This window comes from Actinoplanes sp. DH11, from assembly GCF_020873875.1.
Taxonomy (GTDB): domain Bacteria; phylum Actinomycetota; class Actinomycetes; order Mycobacteriales; family Micromonosporaceae; genus Actinoplanes.
In genome coordinates, this window is sequence record NZ_JAHWGU010000051.1 from 1 (window position 1) to 17402 (window position 17402).

The 17402-nt window shown below is 70.7% G+C and carries 15 protein-coding genes; 3 read left to right on the plus strand and 12 right to left on the minus strand.

All coding sequences use genetic code 11. The features are described 5' to 3' along the window. Positions 1 to 616: 616 nt before the first annotated feature. Complete coding sequence (locus LPA41_RS39660) at positions 617 to 1432, plus strand: hypothetical protein (protein WP_229076681.1); 816 nt, start codon at positions 617 to 619, stop codon at positions 1430 to 1432. A gap of 590 nt (positions 1433 to 2022) precedes the next feature. Here LPA41_RS39660 and LPA41_RS39665 read toward each other — a convergent pair. Together LPA41_RS39665 and LPA41_RS39670 are read right to left on the minus strand one after the other, a co-directional pair. Beyond that, the gene (locus LPA41_RS39665; protein WP_374238276.1) at positions 2023 to 2982 is read right to left on the minus strand and encodes a D-alanine--D-alanine ligase; all 960 of its coding nucleotides are present in this window, start codon (positions 2980 to 2982) and stop codon (positions 2023 to 2025) included. Between the two features lie 8 nt (positions 2983 to 2990). Continuing rightward, entirely contained in the window at positions 2991 to 4304 is a 1314-nt protein-coding gene (locus LPA41_RS39670; RefSeq protein ID WP_229076655.1) for a PLP-dependent aminotransferase family protein, read from the minus strand. 215 nt (positions 4305 to 4519) lie between these two features. Between LPA41_RS39670 and LPA41_RS39675 the strand changes: the two genes are divergently transcribed. After that, the gene (locus LPA41_RS39675) at positions 4520 to 5185 is read left to right on the plus strand and encodes a GNAT family N-acetyltransferase (RefSeq protein ID WP_229076656.1); all 666 of its coding nucleotides are present in this window, start codon (positions 4520 to 4522) and stop codon (positions 5183 to 5185) included. 8 nt (positions 5186 to 5193) lie between these two features. Here LPA41_RS39675 and LPA41_RS39680 read toward each other — a convergent pair whose 3' ends face one another. From LPA41_RS39680 to LPA41_RS39715, 8 genes are all read right to left on the minus strand, one after another. Further along, positions 5194 to 6345, minus strand: a complete 1152-nt coding sequence (locus tag LPA41_RS39680) for an N-acetylmuramoyl-L-alanine amidase (RefSeq protein WP_229076657.1) — start codon at positions 6343 to 6345, stop codon at positions 5194 to 5196. An 86-nt stretch (positions 6346 to 6431) separates the two neighbouring features. Beyond that, the gene (gene trxA / locus LPA41_RS39685; protein WP_229076658.1) at positions 6432 to 6755 is read right to left on the minus strand and encodes a thioredoxin; all 324 of its coding nucleotides are present in this window, start codon (positions 6753 to 6755) and stop codon (positions 6432 to 6434) included. Between the two features lie 15 nt (positions 6756 to 6770). After that, positions 6771 to 7730 carry a thioredoxin-disulfide reductase gene (gene trxB / locus LPA41_RS39690; RefSeq protein ID WP_229076659.1) on the minus strand — a complete coding sequence of 320 codons (960 nt, stop codon included), beginning with the start codon at positions 7728 to 7730 and terminating at the stop codon, positions 6771 to 6773. Positions 7731 to 7854: 124 nt separating this feature from the next. After that, positions 7855 to 8958, minus strand: a complete 1104-nt coding sequence (locus tag LPA41_RS39695; RefSeq protein WP_229076660.1) for a hypothetical protein — start codon at positions 8956 to 8958, stop codon at positions 7855 to 7857. Further along, a complete protein-coding gene (sigM, locus tag LPA41_RS39700) occupies positions 8955 to 9695 on the minus strand; it encodes an RNA polymerase sigma factor SigM (RefSeq protein WP_374238278.1) in 741 nt (246 codons plus the stop codon). The genes LPA41_RS39695 and sigM overlap by 4 nt, the downstream gene beginning before the upstream one ends. A 30-nt stretch (positions 9696 to 9725) precedes the next feature. After that, complete coding sequence (locus tag LPA41_RS39705; protein WP_229076662.1) at positions 9726 to 11333, minus strand: protein kinase family protein; 1608 nt, start codon at positions 11331 to 11333, stop codon at positions 9726 to 9728. Positions 11334 to 11473: 140 nt separating this feature from the next. Continuing rightward, on the minus strand, positions 11474 to 13195 hold the full coding sequence (gene murJ, locus LPA41_RS39710) for a murein biosynthesis integral membrane protein MurJ (RefSeq protein ID WP_229076663.1): 1722 nt from the start codon (positions 13193 to 13195) through the stop codon (positions 11474 to 11476). 52 nt (positions 13196 to 13247) lie between these two features. After that, the gene (locus tag LPA41_RS39715; RefSeq protein WP_229076664.1) at positions 13248 to 14126 is read right to left on the minus strand and encodes a hypothetical protein; all 879 of its coding nucleotides are present in this window, start codon (positions 14124 to 14126) and stop codon (positions 13248 to 13250) included. A gap of 90 nt (positions 14127 to 14216) precedes the next feature. Between LPA41_RS39715 and LPA41_RS39720 the strand changes: the two genes are divergently transcribed. Next, on the plus strand, positions 14217 to 15647 hold the full coding sequence (locus LPA41_RS39720; RefSeq protein WP_229076665.1) for a CCA tRNA nucleotidyltransferase: 1431 nt from the start codon (positions 14217 to 14219) through the stop codon (positions 15645 to 15647). Here LPA41_RS39720 and LPA41_RS39725 read toward each other — a convergent pair whose 3' ends face one another. After that, the gene (locus tag LPA41_RS39725; RefSeq protein WP_229076666.1) at positions 15648 to 16778 is read right to left on the minus strand and encodes a WD40 repeat domain-containing protein; all 1131 of its coding nucleotides are present in this window, start codon (positions 16776 to 16778) and stop codon (positions 15648 to 15650) included. After that, positions 16775 to 17284, minus strand: coding sequence for a SigE family RNA polymerase sigma factor (locus LPA41_RS39730; protein WP_229076667.1), 510 nt, complete (start codon positions 17282 to 17284; stop codon positions 16775 to 16777). The genes LPA41_RS39725 and LPA41_RS39730 overlap by 4 nt, the downstream gene beginning before the upstream one ends. Positions 17285 to 17402: the final 118 nt, after the last annotated feature.

Below are 17402 nucleotides of genomic sequence, written 5' to 3' on the forward strand. Positions count from 1 at the left end.
GCGGGGTGCGGGGTGCGGGGTGCGGGGTGCGGGGTGCGGGGTGACGCAAGTCACTCTCGCGTTTCACGTGAAACGGCCTGTGGGCGAGCGACGCTCGCGCGAGCGAGGCATGGCGAGTTCGGAACAGCAGGCGTCTATGCCCCTCCCCGTTTCACGTGAAACGGGCGACCACCAACGAGCGACCACCGATCGGTGGAAGAGCTTGACCCGAGATCCACTCAGCTAACACGCTCCGTAGCCGATGCTGGCAACGACGACAATCCCTACCCGTACATGTGCCTGCGCCACTATCCACAACCTGTGCGCACAGCCTGTTGAAAAACTTCCGAGCCCCGTTTCACGTGAAACATCGCCGATGCGCTGGGCTTCGTCCACCGCTCTATCCACAGGGGCTACAAGCGTTCTACGTCGCGTTTCACGTGAAACACGGCTGCCTGTGGATAACTTCTGTGGATAACTTTGGGGCTGGTGTGGACAACGTGACAGCTTCACGGGCGTCTACGTGGCGAGCCCGCTCGGGTGGGTGGAAAGGCGTACCTCGGTCGTGCGAAATTGACCCAGGACAGCCCCTCCTGAGCTGGGCTAAGGTCACGTCGTGTCCGAGAACACCGCCCCCCTGCCCGACTTCACGCGTTGGCCTTCGTTCCCCTTTGAGGGGGACATGCGGGTCAAGAAACTTGCGCCGCCTGTCGAAGTGGAGCCGCCCCGAAGCGGCGAGGACGCATCCGACTGTGTGGCCTGCGGCACGCCCGACGACGCGTACATCTGGGTCAGTGAGCGTTGGCGGGTCCGCTCGATGGACCGTCCCACGGGCCTTCCGATGGTCCTGATCCTCGAATGCCGGTCCCATCTCGACCTCGGCGATCTCCCGAACCTGCTCGCTGCCGAGCTCGGCGTCATGACGGTTCGGCTGGAGCGGGCGGTACGTTCCCTCGATGGCGTGGCGCGCGTGCACGTCAACCGATGGGGTGATGGTTCTGCGCATCTGCACATGTGGTTCCTCGCGAGGCCCTATGGGCGCCTCCAACTGCGCGGTACCTTCCTGACGCTCTGGGACGACATCCTCCCTGTCATCCCCGAGCATCAATGGAGCGAGAACCTGGCCCACGTCGCCGCTTGGCTGGCCGATTTCGGCGGCCGCGCCATCGCCGAGCCCGCCCACATCCAGTGGGAGTCGCCGGCGACGTTCACGGTGCCGACGTTCGCCACCACCACCCCGGAGGCCGACGACAGTCAGCGGCCGAAAACCCTGGACGACGTGCAGGCCGCTTCGGCGGCGGCTGATTCAGATGTACGGGTGACCGGCCCCCACGACATCGCCGAGCCCGGCCGCCCGCTGAATTTTCCGGAGTCCGGCCCGGAGGCGGGTCCCGGGTCGGCAGCGACGACTACGGCGGCGGCGGTCGATCCGGCACACAACCAGTCCGCTTGATCGCAGCTCGTCCAAGCGGACCGTGGGCGGCGCGGCTGCCGGGTCGTGATGGTGTGCCCTGGTGCGGTGGCCGATTCGATGGCCGGCCAGCCCGGCGTTGGATGCGGTTCGACCGGGGAGCGGTGGAGCGGCGGCTCGGTGGAGCGGCGGCTAGGCGGCTAGGTGGAGCGGCGGATCGGTGTCGGGACTTGGGTGTGCGCAATCCGTGAGGGGTGCTCCGGGGCGCGGCGTGCGGAACACGGGGCGCCGGAGTGGGCTGGACATCGCGACGGACGGCGGCCTGGATGGGGCGCACAGTACGGCGCCACAGGGCTGGAACAAGGCGCGCGGTGCGGCATGGACCTAGCTGCGATAAGCATGGGATGCGGCCGAGCGCACACTGTGGACCGTCGACCGGTGCGGATCGGGACGCGGCCGGCACCAGGGCAAGGGAAGGCGTCACTGATCACCGCAGAGCAAGCCCGGCCGGGGTGGGGCGGGCCACAGGCGAATGCCACAGCCAGGACGGCGGCGTGGGCAAAGGCGAAGCGTTCTGCTGGGAAAAGCAAGGATGAGGGCACACCAGGTGCGCCCTCATCCAGAGAAGAACCTCAGGCCGCCCGGGCCACAGCCCTCTCCACCAACGACCTCAGCATCTCGCCCAGATCGACCCCGGCCGCCTGCACCGCGAGCGGCAGCAGCGACGTCTCCGTCAGGCCGGGCGACACGTTGCAGCCCAGGACCGACGGCTCGCCGGCCGGGTCGACGATCACGTCGATGCGGGAGAGGTCGCGGAGGCCGAGGGCCTTGTACGCCGCCAAGGCCACCTCGGTGACCCGGCCGGCGACGTCCGGGGACAGGCGGGCCGGGACGTGCCAGGTGGTCAGGCCGGCGGTGTAGCGGGCGGCGTAGTCGTACACCCCGTCGCGCGGGACTATCTCGACGATGGGGAGGGCGGTCGGGCCGTCGCCCCGGTCGATGATGGAGACGGTGACGTTGGTGCCGGCGACGAATTGTTCGACCAGGGCCGTCGAGTCGTACGCGAAGCAGCCCACCATCGCCGCCGGCAGGTCGGCGGCGTCACGCACCACCGCGGCGCCCAGGCCGGAGCCGCCCTGTGCGGGCTTCACCATCAGGGGGAGGCCGAGCCGGGCGACGATCCGGTCGAGAACGGCGACCGCGCCCAACTCGGAGAAACGGTCGTGGGGCAGGGCCACCCAGTCCGGGGTGGGGATGCCGGCTTCGCGCAGCATCGACTTCGCGGACGGCTTGTCCCAGGCGAGCCGGGCCGCCCGGGCGTCGGCGCCCACGTAGGGAATGCCGCACAGGTCGAGGACGCCGCGCAGGGAGCCGTCCTCGCCGGTGGCGCCGTGCAGCGCGATGACGACCGCGTCCGGCGGGTCGGCCTGCAACGTCGGCAGCAGGGAGACGTCGGCGTCGTGCAGTTCGGCGGTCAGGCCGGCGGAACGCAGCGCGTCCAGCACCCGGCGGCCGGACCGCAGGGACACGTCCCGTTCGTAGGAGAGCCCACCGGCCAGCACCAAAATCCGCAACTCGTCACGCGTACCCATGGGGGTGATCATGCCAACTCGTGGCCGGGGGTGTCGGCAGTGGCCGGACCCCGACGGTGCTGGGACGGACCCAGGGCGGCCGAGCCACCGAAGACGGCGCGCATCTCCAGTTCCCGCTCCATCACCCCGGACAGGCGCCGCACGCCCTCACGAAGCCGTTCCGGCGACGAGAACGAGAAGTTCAGGCGCATGTTGCCCCGCCCGGTCCCGTCGGCGTAGAAGCCCGTACCGGGGACGTACGCGACGCGGGCGGCGATCGCCCGCGGCATCATCGCCTTCGAGTCGAGGCCGTCGGGCAGGGTGGTCCAGACGAAGAGGCCGCCGGACGGGCGGGTCCAGGTGGTGCCCTCCGGCATCAGGTCGTCGAGGGCGTCGAGCAGGGCGTCGCGGCGTTCGCGGTAGATCTCCCGGTACACCTTGATCTGTTCCTGCCAGGGCATGGCCGTCAGGTATTGCGTGACGGCGCCCTGCGCGAAAGCGCTCGGGCAGAGCACGTTCGCCTCGCTCATCATGACCAGCTTCTCCCGGACGGCGTGCGGCGCCAGGATCCAGCCGACGCGCAGGCCCGGCGCGAACGTCTTGGAGAACGTGCTGACGTAGAAGACGCCGTCCCGGCGGCGGGACCGCAACGGCAGCGGGGCCTCACCCTCGAAGGAGAGCAGGCCGTACGGGTCGTCCTCGATCACCAGGAGACCGGCCCGTTCGCAGATGTCGAGCACCTGTTCGCGCCGCTCCTCGGAGAGGGTGACGCCGGCCGGGTTCTGGAAGGTCGGGATCGTGTAGAGGAACTTGGCCCGCCGGCCGGCTCTCGCGGTCGCCTCGATGGCTTCCTCGAGGGCTGCCGGGATCAGGCCGTCGGCGTCCATTGCCACGTGCTGCACCTGTGCCTGGGCGGCCTGGAAGACGCCGAGTGCGCCGACGTAGGTCGGCCCCTCGGCGAGCACCACGTCGCCCGGGTCCAGGAAGAGTCGGGCCAGGAGGTCGAGGGCCTGCTGCCCGCCGACGGTGACCACCACGTCGTCGGGGGAGGCGTTGGTGATGCCGGACAGGGTCATCACGTCACAGATGCGCTCGCGCAGGTCGATCGTGCCCTGGCCGATGCCGTACTGAAGGCTGGTGGCGCCCTGCTCGGATCCGAGACGGTTCAGCATCTCGCCGACCGCGTCCAGGGGGAGGGCCGCGATGTACGGCGAGCCGCCGGCCAGCGACACCACCTCGGGTCGGCTGGTGACGGCGAAGAGGGCGCGGATCTCGGATGTGGTCATCCCGCGCACCCGTCGCGCGTACCGATCGGTGTAATCGTCCTGAGTTGTGCCGGTCATTCGGCTCTCACCTCGTTGATTCGGTGGTCGAGACGTCCTCGATACTAAACGGGGAAACCCGTACTGAGCCCGGTCGTCCCATTCGGCCTCTGCCCGACCTGCTCCCGTTCATGGTGATTCCGGCGTAGGATTCGCCGGGGGGCGCGGACGAGGCACGTGACTTGACGACCGTGCTTCATTTCCGGTCCGTCCCGTGTCTGCGCAGGGAGTTCGCCATGTCGCGACGCCTGGTCAACCTCACCCTCGACACTCTTGAGGATCTCCCCCGGCCGTGCCGGCAGTGTGTCTACTGGGAACTCGACCCGGTTTCCGCCGAACGGGCCTGCGCCAGCGGCGACACCGGGCTGGAGAAGGAGGCCTGGGTCTCGCAGACGCTGCTCGAGTGGGGGTCCTGCGGCAAGCTGGCCTACGTCGACGGCATGCCGGCCGGCTTCGTGATGTATGCGCCACCCGCCTACGTGCCGCGGTCGATGGCGTTCCCCACGTCACCGGTCAGCGCCGACGCCGCCCTGCTCACCACGGCCAAGGTGGTGCCCGCGTTCGCCGGCGGCGGCCTGGGCCGGATGCTGGTGCAGGGTGTCGCCCGGGATCTCACCAAGCGCGGCATCAAGGCGATCGAGGCGTTCGGTGACGCGAAAGCCGGCGAGGCCGACGACGAGGAGGAGCGCGACGGCGCCTGCGTGGCGCCCGTCGACTTCTTCCTGTCCGTCGGCTTCAAGACGGTCCGCCCGCACCCCCGTTACCCGCGGTTGCGGCTGGAGCTGCGGACGGCCCTGTCATGGAAGTCCGACGTGGAGTACGCGCTGGAGAAACTGCTCGGCTCGATGAGCCCGGAGAAGCTGCTGCGGCCGATGCCGGCCACCAGCAGCCTGGAGAACTAGGGCTTGGCTCAGCCGCGGTCGGCGAGAGCGAGACGCAACTGGCGTACGTCGATCGAGCCGGTCGGCACGTCCCGTTCCACCGGGAAGTACATCCGCTGCACGGCGGCGAGCAGCGCCTCCACGATCTGCTCCCGGAACGACGGGTCGATCAGGCGCTCCCGGTCCCGCGGCGACGTGAGGTAACCGAGGTCGACCCGGACCGTCGGCATGCGGGTCAGGCGCAGCAGGTCCCAGCTCTTCGCGTGGGTGCGGCAGTCGTGCAGCCCGGTGCGCACGACGATTTCGCGCTGCACCAGGTTGGCCAGCCGCTCGCCGACCGTGGAGCTGAGCCCGTTGCCGGTGCCGTAGTGGTAGGTCGCGACACCCTCGGCACTCTCCGCGGAGACGCCGTCCAGGTGCAGCGAGATCAGCAGGTCGGCGCCGAGGCTGTTGGCCAGGGCGGCCCGATCGGCGCCACTCATCGGCGCGGTCGGCGCCGGCCCGCGGGTCAGGTGCACCCGCATGCCGGCCGCGGCGAGCCGGCCCTCGAGCCGGGTCGCGAGGTCGAACACCAGGTCGGCCTCGGTCCAGCGCAGCGGCCCGTCGGGCACCACCACGCCGGTGTCGTCACCGCCGCCGTGGCCGGGGTCGATCACGATCGTCTTGCCGACCAGGTTGGGACCGGACTGGCGGAACGCCTCGGCCTCGCGCAGCCACTGCGGGCGGCCACCCACCACCTTGCGGCCGAGCCGGCGCAGCGCCTTCATGGTCTGCGGGCCGCAGGAGCCGTCCGGGGCGAGGCCGACCTCACGCTGGAACTGGGCCACCGCGCGGGCGGTGCGGGCACCGTAGATGGCGTCGGGGCGACCGGTGTCGTACCCCATCTCCAGCAGGCGCTCCTGGAGGGTGCGCACATCCTCGCCGACGAGCGCGTCGGGCACGGAGTGGAAGAGGGTCCGAGAACCGAGCCGCCAGCGCGCCGCGTCGAGCGCTCGCCACGTCTCGTCACCGACCATGCCGTCGATGCCGAGCCCGCGACTCTGCTGGAACGCGCGGACCGCGTCCACCAGCGCCTCGTCGAAGGTGTCCGGCTCGGCGTTGTCGAGCAACTCCAGGCCGACCAGGATCGACCGGATCTCGGACACGGCGGGGCCGGTGTCCCCGCGTCGGATGGACCGCACTCAGAACTCCCTAGGGGCGAGGAAGGACGACCTTGACGAGCGTACGCCCCGCGTCCCAGAACGGACGCGGGGCGTAGAAGAGGACGTCAGAGCGCCGACTCGATGAAGTTGACCAGGAAGCTCTTCGGCTTCGCACCGGCGACCGAGTTGACCCGCTCGCCACCCTTGAAGATCGTCAGGGTCGGTACCGACATCACCTGGTAGGCCATGGCGGTCTGCGGGTTCTCGTCGATGTTCACCTTGACGATCTCCACCTTGTCGCCCATCTCCGCGGCGATCTCGGCCAGCAGCGGGTCGACCTTCTTGCACGGGACGCACCACTCAGCCCAGAAATCGACAAGCACCGGCTTGTCGGACTGCAGCACGTCGCTGGCGAAGGTGGCGTCGGTGACCACCTTGGTTGCTCCCACGAGGACCTCCCGGTCTTACAGCTCTACGAATGAAGCGATGAAGCGCTCGGCGTCCAGCGCCGCGGCACAGCCGGTGCCGGACGCGGTGATGGCCTGCCGGTACGTGTGGTCGACCAGGTCACCGGCGGCGAACACGCCGGGGACGTTGGTCCGGGTGCTGGGTGCGTCGACCTTGACGTAGCCCTCGTCGTCCAGCTCGACCTGACCCTTGAACAGCTCGCTGCGCGGGTCGTGGCCGATCGCCACGAAGACGCCGGTGACGTCGAGAACCTTCGTCTCGCCCGAGTTGACGTCGCGGAGCCGGACGCCGACGACCTTGCCGTCGGTGCCGAGGATCTCCTCGACGACCGTGTTCCACTCGACCTTGATCTTCGGGTTGTCCAGCGCACGCTTCTGCATGACCTTGCTGGCCCGGAAGGAGTCGCGCCGGTGCACGATCGTCACCGTCTCGGCGAAGCGGGTGAGGAACGTCGCCTCCTCCATCGCCGAGTCGCCGCCGCCGACCACCACGATGTGCTGGTTGCGGAAGAAGAAGCCGTCACAGGTGGCACACGACGAGACGCCGTGACCGAGCAGCTCCTGCTCGCCGGGCACGCCGATCGGGCGCCACGCCGAACCGGTCGCCAGGATCACCGCGCGGGCGAAGAACTGCTGCTCACCCACCCAGACGGTCTTGAGGCCCTCGGTGCCCGGCTCGGTCGGCTTGTCGCCGAGCTCGACCCGGGTGACGTCGTCGGTGATGAACTCGGCGCCGAACTTCTCGGCCTGCGCCCGCATGTTGTCCATCAGCTCGGGGCCCATGATGCCGTCCCGGTGACCGGGGAAGTTCTCCACCTCGGTGGTGGTCATCAGAGCGCCGCCGGACTGCACGCCCTCGATCACCAGCGGGTTCAGGTTCGCCCGGGCCGCATAGAGCGCCGCGGTGTAGCCGGACGGCCCCGAACCGATGATGATCAGATTGCGGACCTCGTCCACTGCCGACTCCTCAGTCTGTTTTCGCCGCACGCATCGGGCGGCGACTCTGCACGCTAGAACGTCATGCTAGGCATCCGCCATTCCCTCACCGGGGCCCGTGTCGGACCTCACGCAAGGAGTGCGGTCAGCGTACCGGCACTTTCTCCAGCGCGGCGGCGTCACTGCCGGGCGTGCCACAACCCTCGCCGACCGCCCAGGCCCACCCGCCGTTGGCCGCCGTGAAGTGCACGATCAGTGCCGGTGTGCCGGTGAAGAACGCGTAATCCACCGAGCCCACCGAGATCGGCCCGCCGGCGTTCTCCCGGGCGATCGCGTCCAGGCAGTCCAGCAGCGCCTGCGGTGCGAGCAGCCGGCCCAGGGGCGACTTGACGGCGGTGGTCGCGTCCGGCTGGGAGTCGGCGGCGGTGGGCCCGTCGGTCGCGCCGAACGGCTCGGTGCCACCGGCTGAGATCGGCGCCTGGGCCAGTGTCTCGGGGGCGTAGTCGGTGCCGGTGCGCAGGACCTCACCCACCTGGGGTGCGTCCGCGATCATCGGCGCGGCGCCGGCGGCGCTCTCCGACGAACCCGCGTCGGAGGCGTCGTCACCGGAGAGCTGGCTCAGGCCGAAACCGGCGAAGGCGAGGACTCCGGCGGCGATCGAGATCGGCGCGGCCCAGCGCACCCTGCGTCGGGGGCGCGCACCGGCGGCGCGCTTCCGCTGCGCTTCGGCAAGGTCCAGGACCTTCGCGGGTACGGGCTCGGCGGACTCCCCGTCCGCACCTGCTGATATCCCGGCAGCACCGGCCGCACTGGGGGAACCGGCGGCACTGGGGGAACCGGCGGCACTGGGGGAACCGGCGGCACTGGGGGAACCGGCGGCACCGGGGCCGGCTGGTGGGTGAAGTCGGTCGCCGCGGTGCGTGCCCGATTCGCCGGCCGCCTCGGTCGCCGTCACCCGTGCGGGCAGCGTCACCGCGGCCGGCGCGTCGACGGGTGCGTCGGCCGGCGTGCTGAACAGCGCGTCCAGCCGGTCGGCGAGGTCGGCCGGCATCCGCTCGGCGGGCAGGTCACGCAGCATCGCGCCGACGGTGGCCATGCCCGGGGCCAGCCGTTCGTAGGCCTCCCGCCACACCGGATCCTCGGCGACCAGGGCACCGACCCGTTCGTCGTCGGGCGTGCCGATGAGGGCGCCGCCGATGTAGTCGGCAAGCAGATCGAGGTCGACCCCGTCGAACTCGGCGCCCGTCACCGCTGATCCCTCCGATCGTGTCCCGCCGGCAGGGAAGTCGCCGGCGCCGACTCGGATGGGACGTCGCCGACGCCCGTCCGGTTCCCGCCTTGGACGGCCCCACCGGGCCCACCACGCGCTGCCCCACCTGCCTCGCCACGCAGGAATCCCAGCGTGACAGCCATGCGGGCCCGGCCGCGAGCGCACCGGCTCTTGACCGTGCCCTCCGCGACACCGAGCATCTCGGCCGCCTCGGTGACCGGGTATCCCTGCACGTCGACCAGGATGATCGCGGACCGCTGCTCGACCGGCAATGCGGCCAGCGCATCCCGGACCACGAGCACGGTGTCCTGGTCCGGCGCCGGCGCGACGGGTTCCGGCGCGGACGGGCGGTCGTCGTCACGGTTGCCGTCGGGCAGCGGGACGGTCGGGTGGGCCTGGCGGCGGCGCAGCCGGTCCAGGCAGGCGTTCACCACGATCCGGTGCAGCCACGTCGTCACAGCCGAGTCGCCACGGAAGCGGGCCGCGTTGCGGTGCGCGTTCAGCAGGGCGTCCTGGAGGGCGTCGGCGGCCTCCTCACGGTCGCCGACGGTGCGCAGCGCGACTGCCCAGAGCCGGTCCCGATGGCGGCGGACCAGCTCGGCGAAAGCATCGGGCTCGCCGGCGACGTGCGCACGGATCAGCTCGGCGTCACTCGGTGCGGATTCGCCCGCACCGGGCGAACCGGCGGATACGTCCCGGGAACTCACGCCAGCAATGTAGTCCACCGCGGCTCCCGGGAGGGCCTGTCAGTACCCGTACAGCTGGATCTCGTTGACGTTGACCTTGTAGCCGGGGCCGTCCTCGTTGGTCGGCAGCTCGGTCAGGAAGACCAGCACGTACTGGTATTTCTGGTCGGGCTCGAAGCCGGAGAACGCCCAGTTGGTGCCGGTGCTCTTCTCCGCGTCGCCGTCGCCGAGCTTCTTGTACTCCTTGAGCAGCTTCTCGTCGCCGTTCGAGGTGTCGCCGGGATCGTTCGCTCCGTAGCGCACGTCCATCGCCACGCCGGGGGCCGACGTCGCGACCTGGATCTCGGCGAGGGCCCGTGGGCTGCCCAGGTTGATCAGGACGCCCATGCCGTCCTTCAGGTTGCCGAACTTGGGCGACTTGTACCAGGCGAGGCTCCACGAGGTCTCGGAGTCGCCGTCGACGACGAACTTCGCCTCGTCGCTGTCGTCGCGGTCGCCCGGCGGCGGGTCGACGATGCGGACCTGGTCGGCGGTGAGCGCGATCTTCTTCGGGTCGGGGGCCGGTGCCGCGGCGTCGCCGGTCCCGGTGCCCTCCTGACCGGTGCCCGCCGTGACGGGCGGGTTGGCGCCGGTCTCGGTCTTGCTGGTGTCGTTGATCGCGCGGATGCCGAAGATCAGGCCGATGATCGCGATCACGACAAGCGCGCCGACGCCGAGCAGGATCTTCGGCGTCGTCTTGATCGGCTCGGCGGACGACGAGGTGCCCTGCACGAAGCGCAGCGGGCCGACGTCCTCGAACTCCTCGTCCTCGGAAGCGGCGTCCAGCCGGCCGAGCTCCGCGGTGAGCGCGTCGGCGGCCGGTGGGGCGACCCGCCGGTCGAGCAGGTCCATGGTGAGGTCGTCGAGGTAGGCCGGAACGCCGGCCCGCACCTGCCGCGGCGCCGCCGGGTTGCCGGCGCTGTCCCGGTTGGCGTCGCTCAGTGCCGAACGACCGACCTCGTCGTGGGGCCAGTGCGCGGTGAGCGCGAAGTAGAGCAGGCCGCCGACCGCGCGGATGTCCGACTCCACGCTGTCCGCCGAGTCGGCCCGGGCGTCGGCGAGCACGACCCGGCCGTCGTCGGCGATCAGGGTGGTGCCGGGGTGCACGTTGCCGTGCACCATGCCGGTGGCGTGCACCGCGGTCAGCGCGTCGGCGACCGCGTGCGCGATGGCGATGGCGCGCGCCGGGTCCAGCGGACCCTCGGCGGCGATCAGGTCGCGCAACGACTCGCCGTCGACCCACTCGCGGACCACGTAGGCCCGTTCCTGCTCGTCGATCGCGTCGTAGACGCCGACCAGATTGGGGTGGATCACCCGGCTCGCAGCGACCGCGGCCTGGAGCATCTCGGTGGCGGAGTCGCCACCGGGGTGCCGCAGAACGACGGCGACCGGGCGCCGCAGGATCACATCGATGCCGCGCCACACCTGCCGGCCGGCACTGTCGTTGTTGACGTGCTGTTCCAGCTGGTAACGCTCGGCCAGAATCTCACCGGCGGTGGGCGCACCGAAGGTCAAGACCGGTCCGGCCTCGTCGGCCGCGGTCTCGTGGCCTTCGCCGACCTGGGTCACCAGTCCTCCCTCGGTGGTGCATGCCTGGGTGCTAAGGACCAAACGTGCTCCCGCGCACATGCCGACACCGACCATACCCGTACAGGGCCACTGTCGGGCAGGTCGTCCCCCCGGCGCGGCACCGCCGGTCGCGGCGGGCGATCGGCGGAATCGGGACGGACTCGCCGTGGAAAGCCCTGATCAGGACGTCCGTGCCGAGATCAACGACCGATCTTGCGGCGCACCATCCCGACCACCTGGCTGATCTCCTGAACCCGGAGCAGCAGGGCTACCCCCAGGTAGGCGACGAGGATCACCGCACCGCCGGTGAACAGCTGCACCACGGCCTCGATCCGGCCGGACGGCTCGCTCCCGCCGGGCAGCAGGCGCACCACCAGCACGCCGATGGCGGCGGCCACCGCGGCCGCGAACGCCACTTTGGCCAGTGACACCGCGACCGAACCGAGGTTGAGCCGGCCGATCCGGCGGCGCAGCACGGCCAGCGAGACGACCGCGGACACCACGTAGGAGACGGCGTTGGCCGCGGTCATGCCGGCCGCCGACAGCGACTCGCTGAGCACGGCGGCGAGCAGGAAGTAGGCCCCGATCCGGACCGCCACCACGGGCAGGTTGATGAGCGCGACCGTCTTGTTGGCCTGCAGGGAGTAGAAGGCGTACGTGCAGAGGTAGCTGATCGAGAGCGGCAGCACCGCGAACGCCGAGACGGTCAGCACCGTACCGGTATCGAGAGCCGCGTCGTTGCCGAAGTTGCCGCCCTGGAAGAGGAAGACCGACAGCGGGGTGCCGAGCACGCCGTAGACCACCGCGATCGGGGCGAGCGCCGCACTGACCAGCTTGATACCGCGGGTCAGATCGGCGCTGACCTCCTCGTAGCGCCCGTCGGCGGCGGCCGCGCTCATCTTCGGCAGCAGCGCCGTCATCACCGACACGCCGATGATGCCGTGCGCCATCATGGTCAGCAGGAAGACGTTGTTGAAGGCGAGCACGCTGGCGTTGCCGTCGCCGGCCACCTCGTTGAGGATGCGCACCACGACGAAGACCGCGACCTGGTTCGCCGCGACGTAGCAGAGCATCCAGCCGGCCAGGTTGCCGATCTCGCGCAGGCCCAGCGACCGCGGGTCCCAGCGCCACCGCCAGCGGAAACCGACCTTGCGCAGGGCCGGCAGCAGACCGGCCGCCTGCACCACGATGCCGAGCAGGGTGCCGCCGCCGATCAGCGCGATCTGACCGGCGGTGATGGTTTCCGGGCTGAGGCCGTCGTCGGTGCCGAAGACGAACAGGAACACACCGCAGGTCGCGATCACGACGATGTTGTTCAGGATCGGCGCCCACATCGGCGCCGCGAAGTGGCCGCGCACGTTGAGCACCGCGGCGATCATCGCGGAGAGACCGGTGAAGAAGATGACCGGCAGGATCAGGTACGCGAAGCTGGTGACCAGATCCCGGTACGCCTTGGTGTTGCCGTCACTGGCCTGCAGATAGGTGATCAGCGGCGCGGCGAACACCACCAGCACCGTCGCGATGCCCAGCGACGTGACCGCGAAGGTGAGCAGTTTCTGGGTGAACTCCTGGCCGCCGTCCGGGTCGGCCTTGCGCCGCCGGACCAGCAGCGGGATCAGCACGCTGGAGAGAATGCCGCCGAGCAGCAGCTCGTAGATCTGGCCGGGCAGGAACTGGGCGCTGGTGTACGCGTCACCGACACCGTAACCGAGCGTCATGCCGATCAACGCGTTCCGGACGAACCCGATGATCCGGCTGACCAGGCTGCCGATCGCCATGATCGCGCTCTGCCCGGTGGTGCCGCCGTCCCCCGCGGGTGCGGCCGGAGCCTCGGCATCCACCGAGACCACGGTGACGCCCTCCTCCGCCAAGGGCTGCCGGTCCGGCGTCGCGTGCGTGCTGCGGTACAGGCCGCCGTTCACCCGGGCCTCCTTCTCAAGGGTGCCGATGTCGAAGCCACCATAAGCGCAAAGGTCACACGTGGTGACGCAGGAGGGTGCCGGGCTCCGCGCCGGCCAGCGTCTCCACCATCCAGCACGCCTCAAGCGGCACCAGAGGCTCACTCAGCGCATCCAGAACTGTCGGATGGTCGCAGCCGGCCTCGGTCAGCGCACCGAGCAGAGCGGGCACCAGCGCCAGGTCACCCGAGTCGGTGATCCGGCGGGCCAGCGGGCGGGTCTCCGCGTACCACTCCTGGCCGGGCAGGCGGCTCAGGCGTGCGCCCGTCCGGCGTACCAGATCGAGAAGGTCTTCGTGGGGAAAGCGGCTCCCGGCACGCACCTGGAGGGTCGCCGGGGCCGGTGCGCTGAGTGCCGCGACAGCCGCCTCGTCGAGCACCTGCGGTGAGGGCGAGGGCGGGGCCGGCCACCAGTGCTCATCGGTGAAGAGCGGCAGGGGCGCCTGCTCCGGACCGGACGGCGCGGCGGCGGGAACCTCGCGGCGCAGTGATCGGTACGCTGCCTCGCGCACCGCCGCGATCGCCGTGGCGTCGTCGTCCGCGGTGGCCGGCGCGAACGGGGACAGCAGCGCCACCACCAGACCGGGGTGCGGCAGCAGCGGGTCGTCCAGGGCGATCACCCGGGCGAAGGACTCCAGCTCCCACCAGTGCAGCGCCGCCGGGAACGGCCCGTCGGCCGGCGCCCAGCCCAGCTGGACCGGCTCGCTCGACGCCGGCCGGCGCAGGCCGAGGGTCCGCTCGCCGGACGGCAGCTCGATCTCGAGGACCAGGGCGTAGCCGTCCACCACGGGGAACGACACGCGCAGCTGCGGCGGGAGGTGTTCGGTGTCGCTGATCTGGCCCGTCCAGAAACCGGGGTCCTGGGTGAGGGGTAGCAGCGCCTCGGAAAGGGGCACCCCGCCATCCTGCCCGGCAATCTTCGCGCCTGCCACGCGGCCGCCCCGCCGACCGCACCCAGGAGGCGGAAAAGATAGGCTGGTCATCCCATGTCTGTTCTGAATTCCGCCCAGCAGAAAGCGGTAGCCGAGCTGCTCCGCGTGTCCCCCCTCGCCGACGAGCTCGGCCGCCGCTTCACCGCCGCGGGCCATGAGCTGCACCTGGTCGGCGGGTCGGTCCGTGATGCGCTGCTCGGCAGCCTCAACGACGACCTCGACTTCTGCACCGACGCGCGACCGGAGCAGACCCTCGACGTGGTCAAGGGCTGGGCGGACGCGATCTGGGAGACCGGCCGCGAGTTCGGCACGATCGGGATCCAGAAGGACGGCGTGCGGATCGAGATCACCACGTTCCGGGCCGAGGCGTACGACGGGGTGACCCGCAATCCGGTGGTCTCCTACGGCGATTCGCTGCTGGCGGACCTGTCCCGGCGCGACTTCACGATCAACGCGATGGCCGTGTCCTTGCCGGGTCACGAGTTCACCGACCCGTTCGGCGGGCTCCAGGACCTCGCGCGCAAACTGATCCGGACGCCCGGCGCGCCGGAGAGCTCCTTCGGTGACGATCCACTTCGGATGCTCCGGGCCGCCCGGTTCGCCGCGAAGCTGCGGTTCACTGTGGACGAGCCGGTCGTCGCGGCGATGCGGGACATGGCGGCCGACCTCGACCGGATCACCGCGGAACGGGTCCGGGACGAGTTCACCAAGCTGATGACGGCCGCCGACCCGATCGCCGGCCTGCGCCTGCTCGTCGACACCGGGCTGGCCGACCGCTTCATCCCGGAGGTGTCCGGCCTCAAGCTCGAGATCGACGAGCACGCGCAGCACAAGGACGTCTACGAGCACACGCTCATCGTCGTGATGAACGCGATGCGGCTCGAAGGCGACGGCGGGCCGGACTTCGTGCTGCGGATGGCCTCGCTCATGCACGACGTCGGCAAGCCGGCCACCAAGGCCGTCGGCCGCGACGGCCGGGTCAGCTTCCACCACCACGAGGTGGTCGGCGCCCGGCTCACCAAGCAGCGCATGAAGGCCATGAAATACCCCAAGGACACGATCTCCGACGTGGTCGGCCTGGTCGGCCTGCATCTGCGCTTCTACGGGTACGGGCGAGGCGAGTGGACGGACTCGGCGGTGCGCCGCTACGTCACCGACGCCGGTCCGCTGCTGTCCCGCCTGCACAAGCTGACCCGTTCGGACGTCACCACCCGTAACCGCCGCAAGGCCGCCCAACTGGCCGCCGACTACGACGCGCTCGAGGAACGGATCGCCCGGATCGCCGCCGAGGAGGACCTGGCCAAGGTCCGCCCCGACCTGGACGGCAACGCGATCATGGAGCTGCTCGGCGTGCCGCCCGGCCCGGTCGTCGGCCAGGCGTGGCGTTTCCTCAAGGAGCTCCGCCTCGACCGGGGGCCGCTGGATCGCGACGAGGCCGAGGCGGAGCTCTTCAAGTGGGCCCGCGAGCAGGGCCACATCTCCTGATCAGGAGCCGGCCGACACGAAAAGTGTCAGGCCGCGGAACTCGGTCGGCAGACCGGCCTTCTCGATCGGGCGGCCCAGGGCGTCGTGGAGCGTGACCGTCGTGTCGTCGTAGGTGAGTATCCGGCCGTCCGCCAGGTAGACGGCGTCCGAGCCGCTCAGCTCGGCGACCGATGAGCCGTTCGACGTGTCGGTGAGGGTGATCGTCCCGGTGGAACCGCCGGTCCTGGTCAGGACGTGCCGGCCGTCGGGTGCCCAGCCCCGGGTGCCGATCGGCCGCCCGGTCATCTCCTGACTGCGGACCAGCTTGCCGGTGGTCGCCGAGTAGATGTCGAGCCACCTCGCCATGTCCGGTTGCGCCTCGGAACGCGTCCAGGCCGGGTCACGCCGTGGCACCGCGATCTCCGTGCCGTCCGGCAGCCACGAGTAGGAGCAGTAGTCCGGGCACTCGCCCTCCGGCTGGAAGGTGCGGTCACCGGACCGATCCGGGTCGGCGACGAGGAAACCGTCGGAGACCGGCACGAGCAGCCGGCTGCCGTCCGGGGACCACTGCGGTGCGTCGCCGACCGCCTGGCGCGGGATCCGCCGGCGCACCTCGCCGCCGGCGGTGACCACGTGCACCGAGGTCTCCGCATCCGGGCCCTCGTGGACCGCGAACAGCTCTCCCGGTCCCGGCACCACCTCGCGGTAGTTCCCGGCCAGTTCCCGGTAGCGCCCGGTGGCCCGGTCGAGCAGCACGTGGTGGGTGTCGCCCTCGGTGACCTCGTTCTGCTCGGTGCGGCTCATCGCGACGACCACGGCACCACCGAGCAGCCGGTACGGCCGGTCGGCGTCGAAAGTGGACAGCATCCGGATCCGCGGCGACGGTTCCGGGGACCGCGACGGCGACGGCGACGGTGACGGCGCCGGGGTCACGTCGGTGACCGGCGGCGGGGTGGCCCTCTCGCGGAGCACCGCGTAGGGGGTCACGGTGACGCCGATCAGGGCGGCCGCGACGGCGGCGAGGGTGGCCTGGCGACGGCGGCGGATCCGGCGCCCACGGGTGCGCGCGGCGGCCGCCAGGTCGAGTGGTGGGGGCGCCTCGCCGGCGAGGTCGTGAACCGCGTCGCGCAGGTTGTCCTCCAGGTTCCTCATCGGGATGCCTCCAGCGGCGTCACTCGGCCGACCAGTTCGCGGAGCTTGGCCAGGGCGCGGGAGGACTGGCTCGCCACCGTCCCGGGCCGGCAGCCGAGCGCCTCGGCGGTCTCCTCGACGGAACGGTCCTCGAGGTAGCGCATCACCAGCACCGCACGCTGCCGTGCGGGCAGCGACAGCAGTGCCTCGCGCAGCGCGAGACGCTCGGCGACGTCGTCGTCGTGCCGGTCCTGCCCGGCCCGCTCCGGCACGTCGGCCATCGAGACCTCGTTGCGGCTGCCCGGCCTGCGCCAGGCCGAGATGCGGTCGTTGTACAAGATCTTGCGGACGTACGCCTCCGCGTCGCCGTGTATGCGCGGCCAGCGTGAGTACGCCTTCGCCAGCGCACCCTGCACCAGGTCCTGCGCGGCTTCCCGATCCCCCGTCATAGCGTGCGCGATCCGGAGCAACGACTGCCCTCGTTCCGCGACGAACGCGGTGAACTCGTCCTCGAGCGACTGCTTCACCGGTCACCTCCACCGGGTCAGACGCGGCGCCGGTCGGAAAGCTTGCATGCCGTCCGGGGCTTGCCGTCGGGGCTTTGCCCTCCGGAGCTTGCCGTCCGGGGCTTTGCCGTCCGGACGA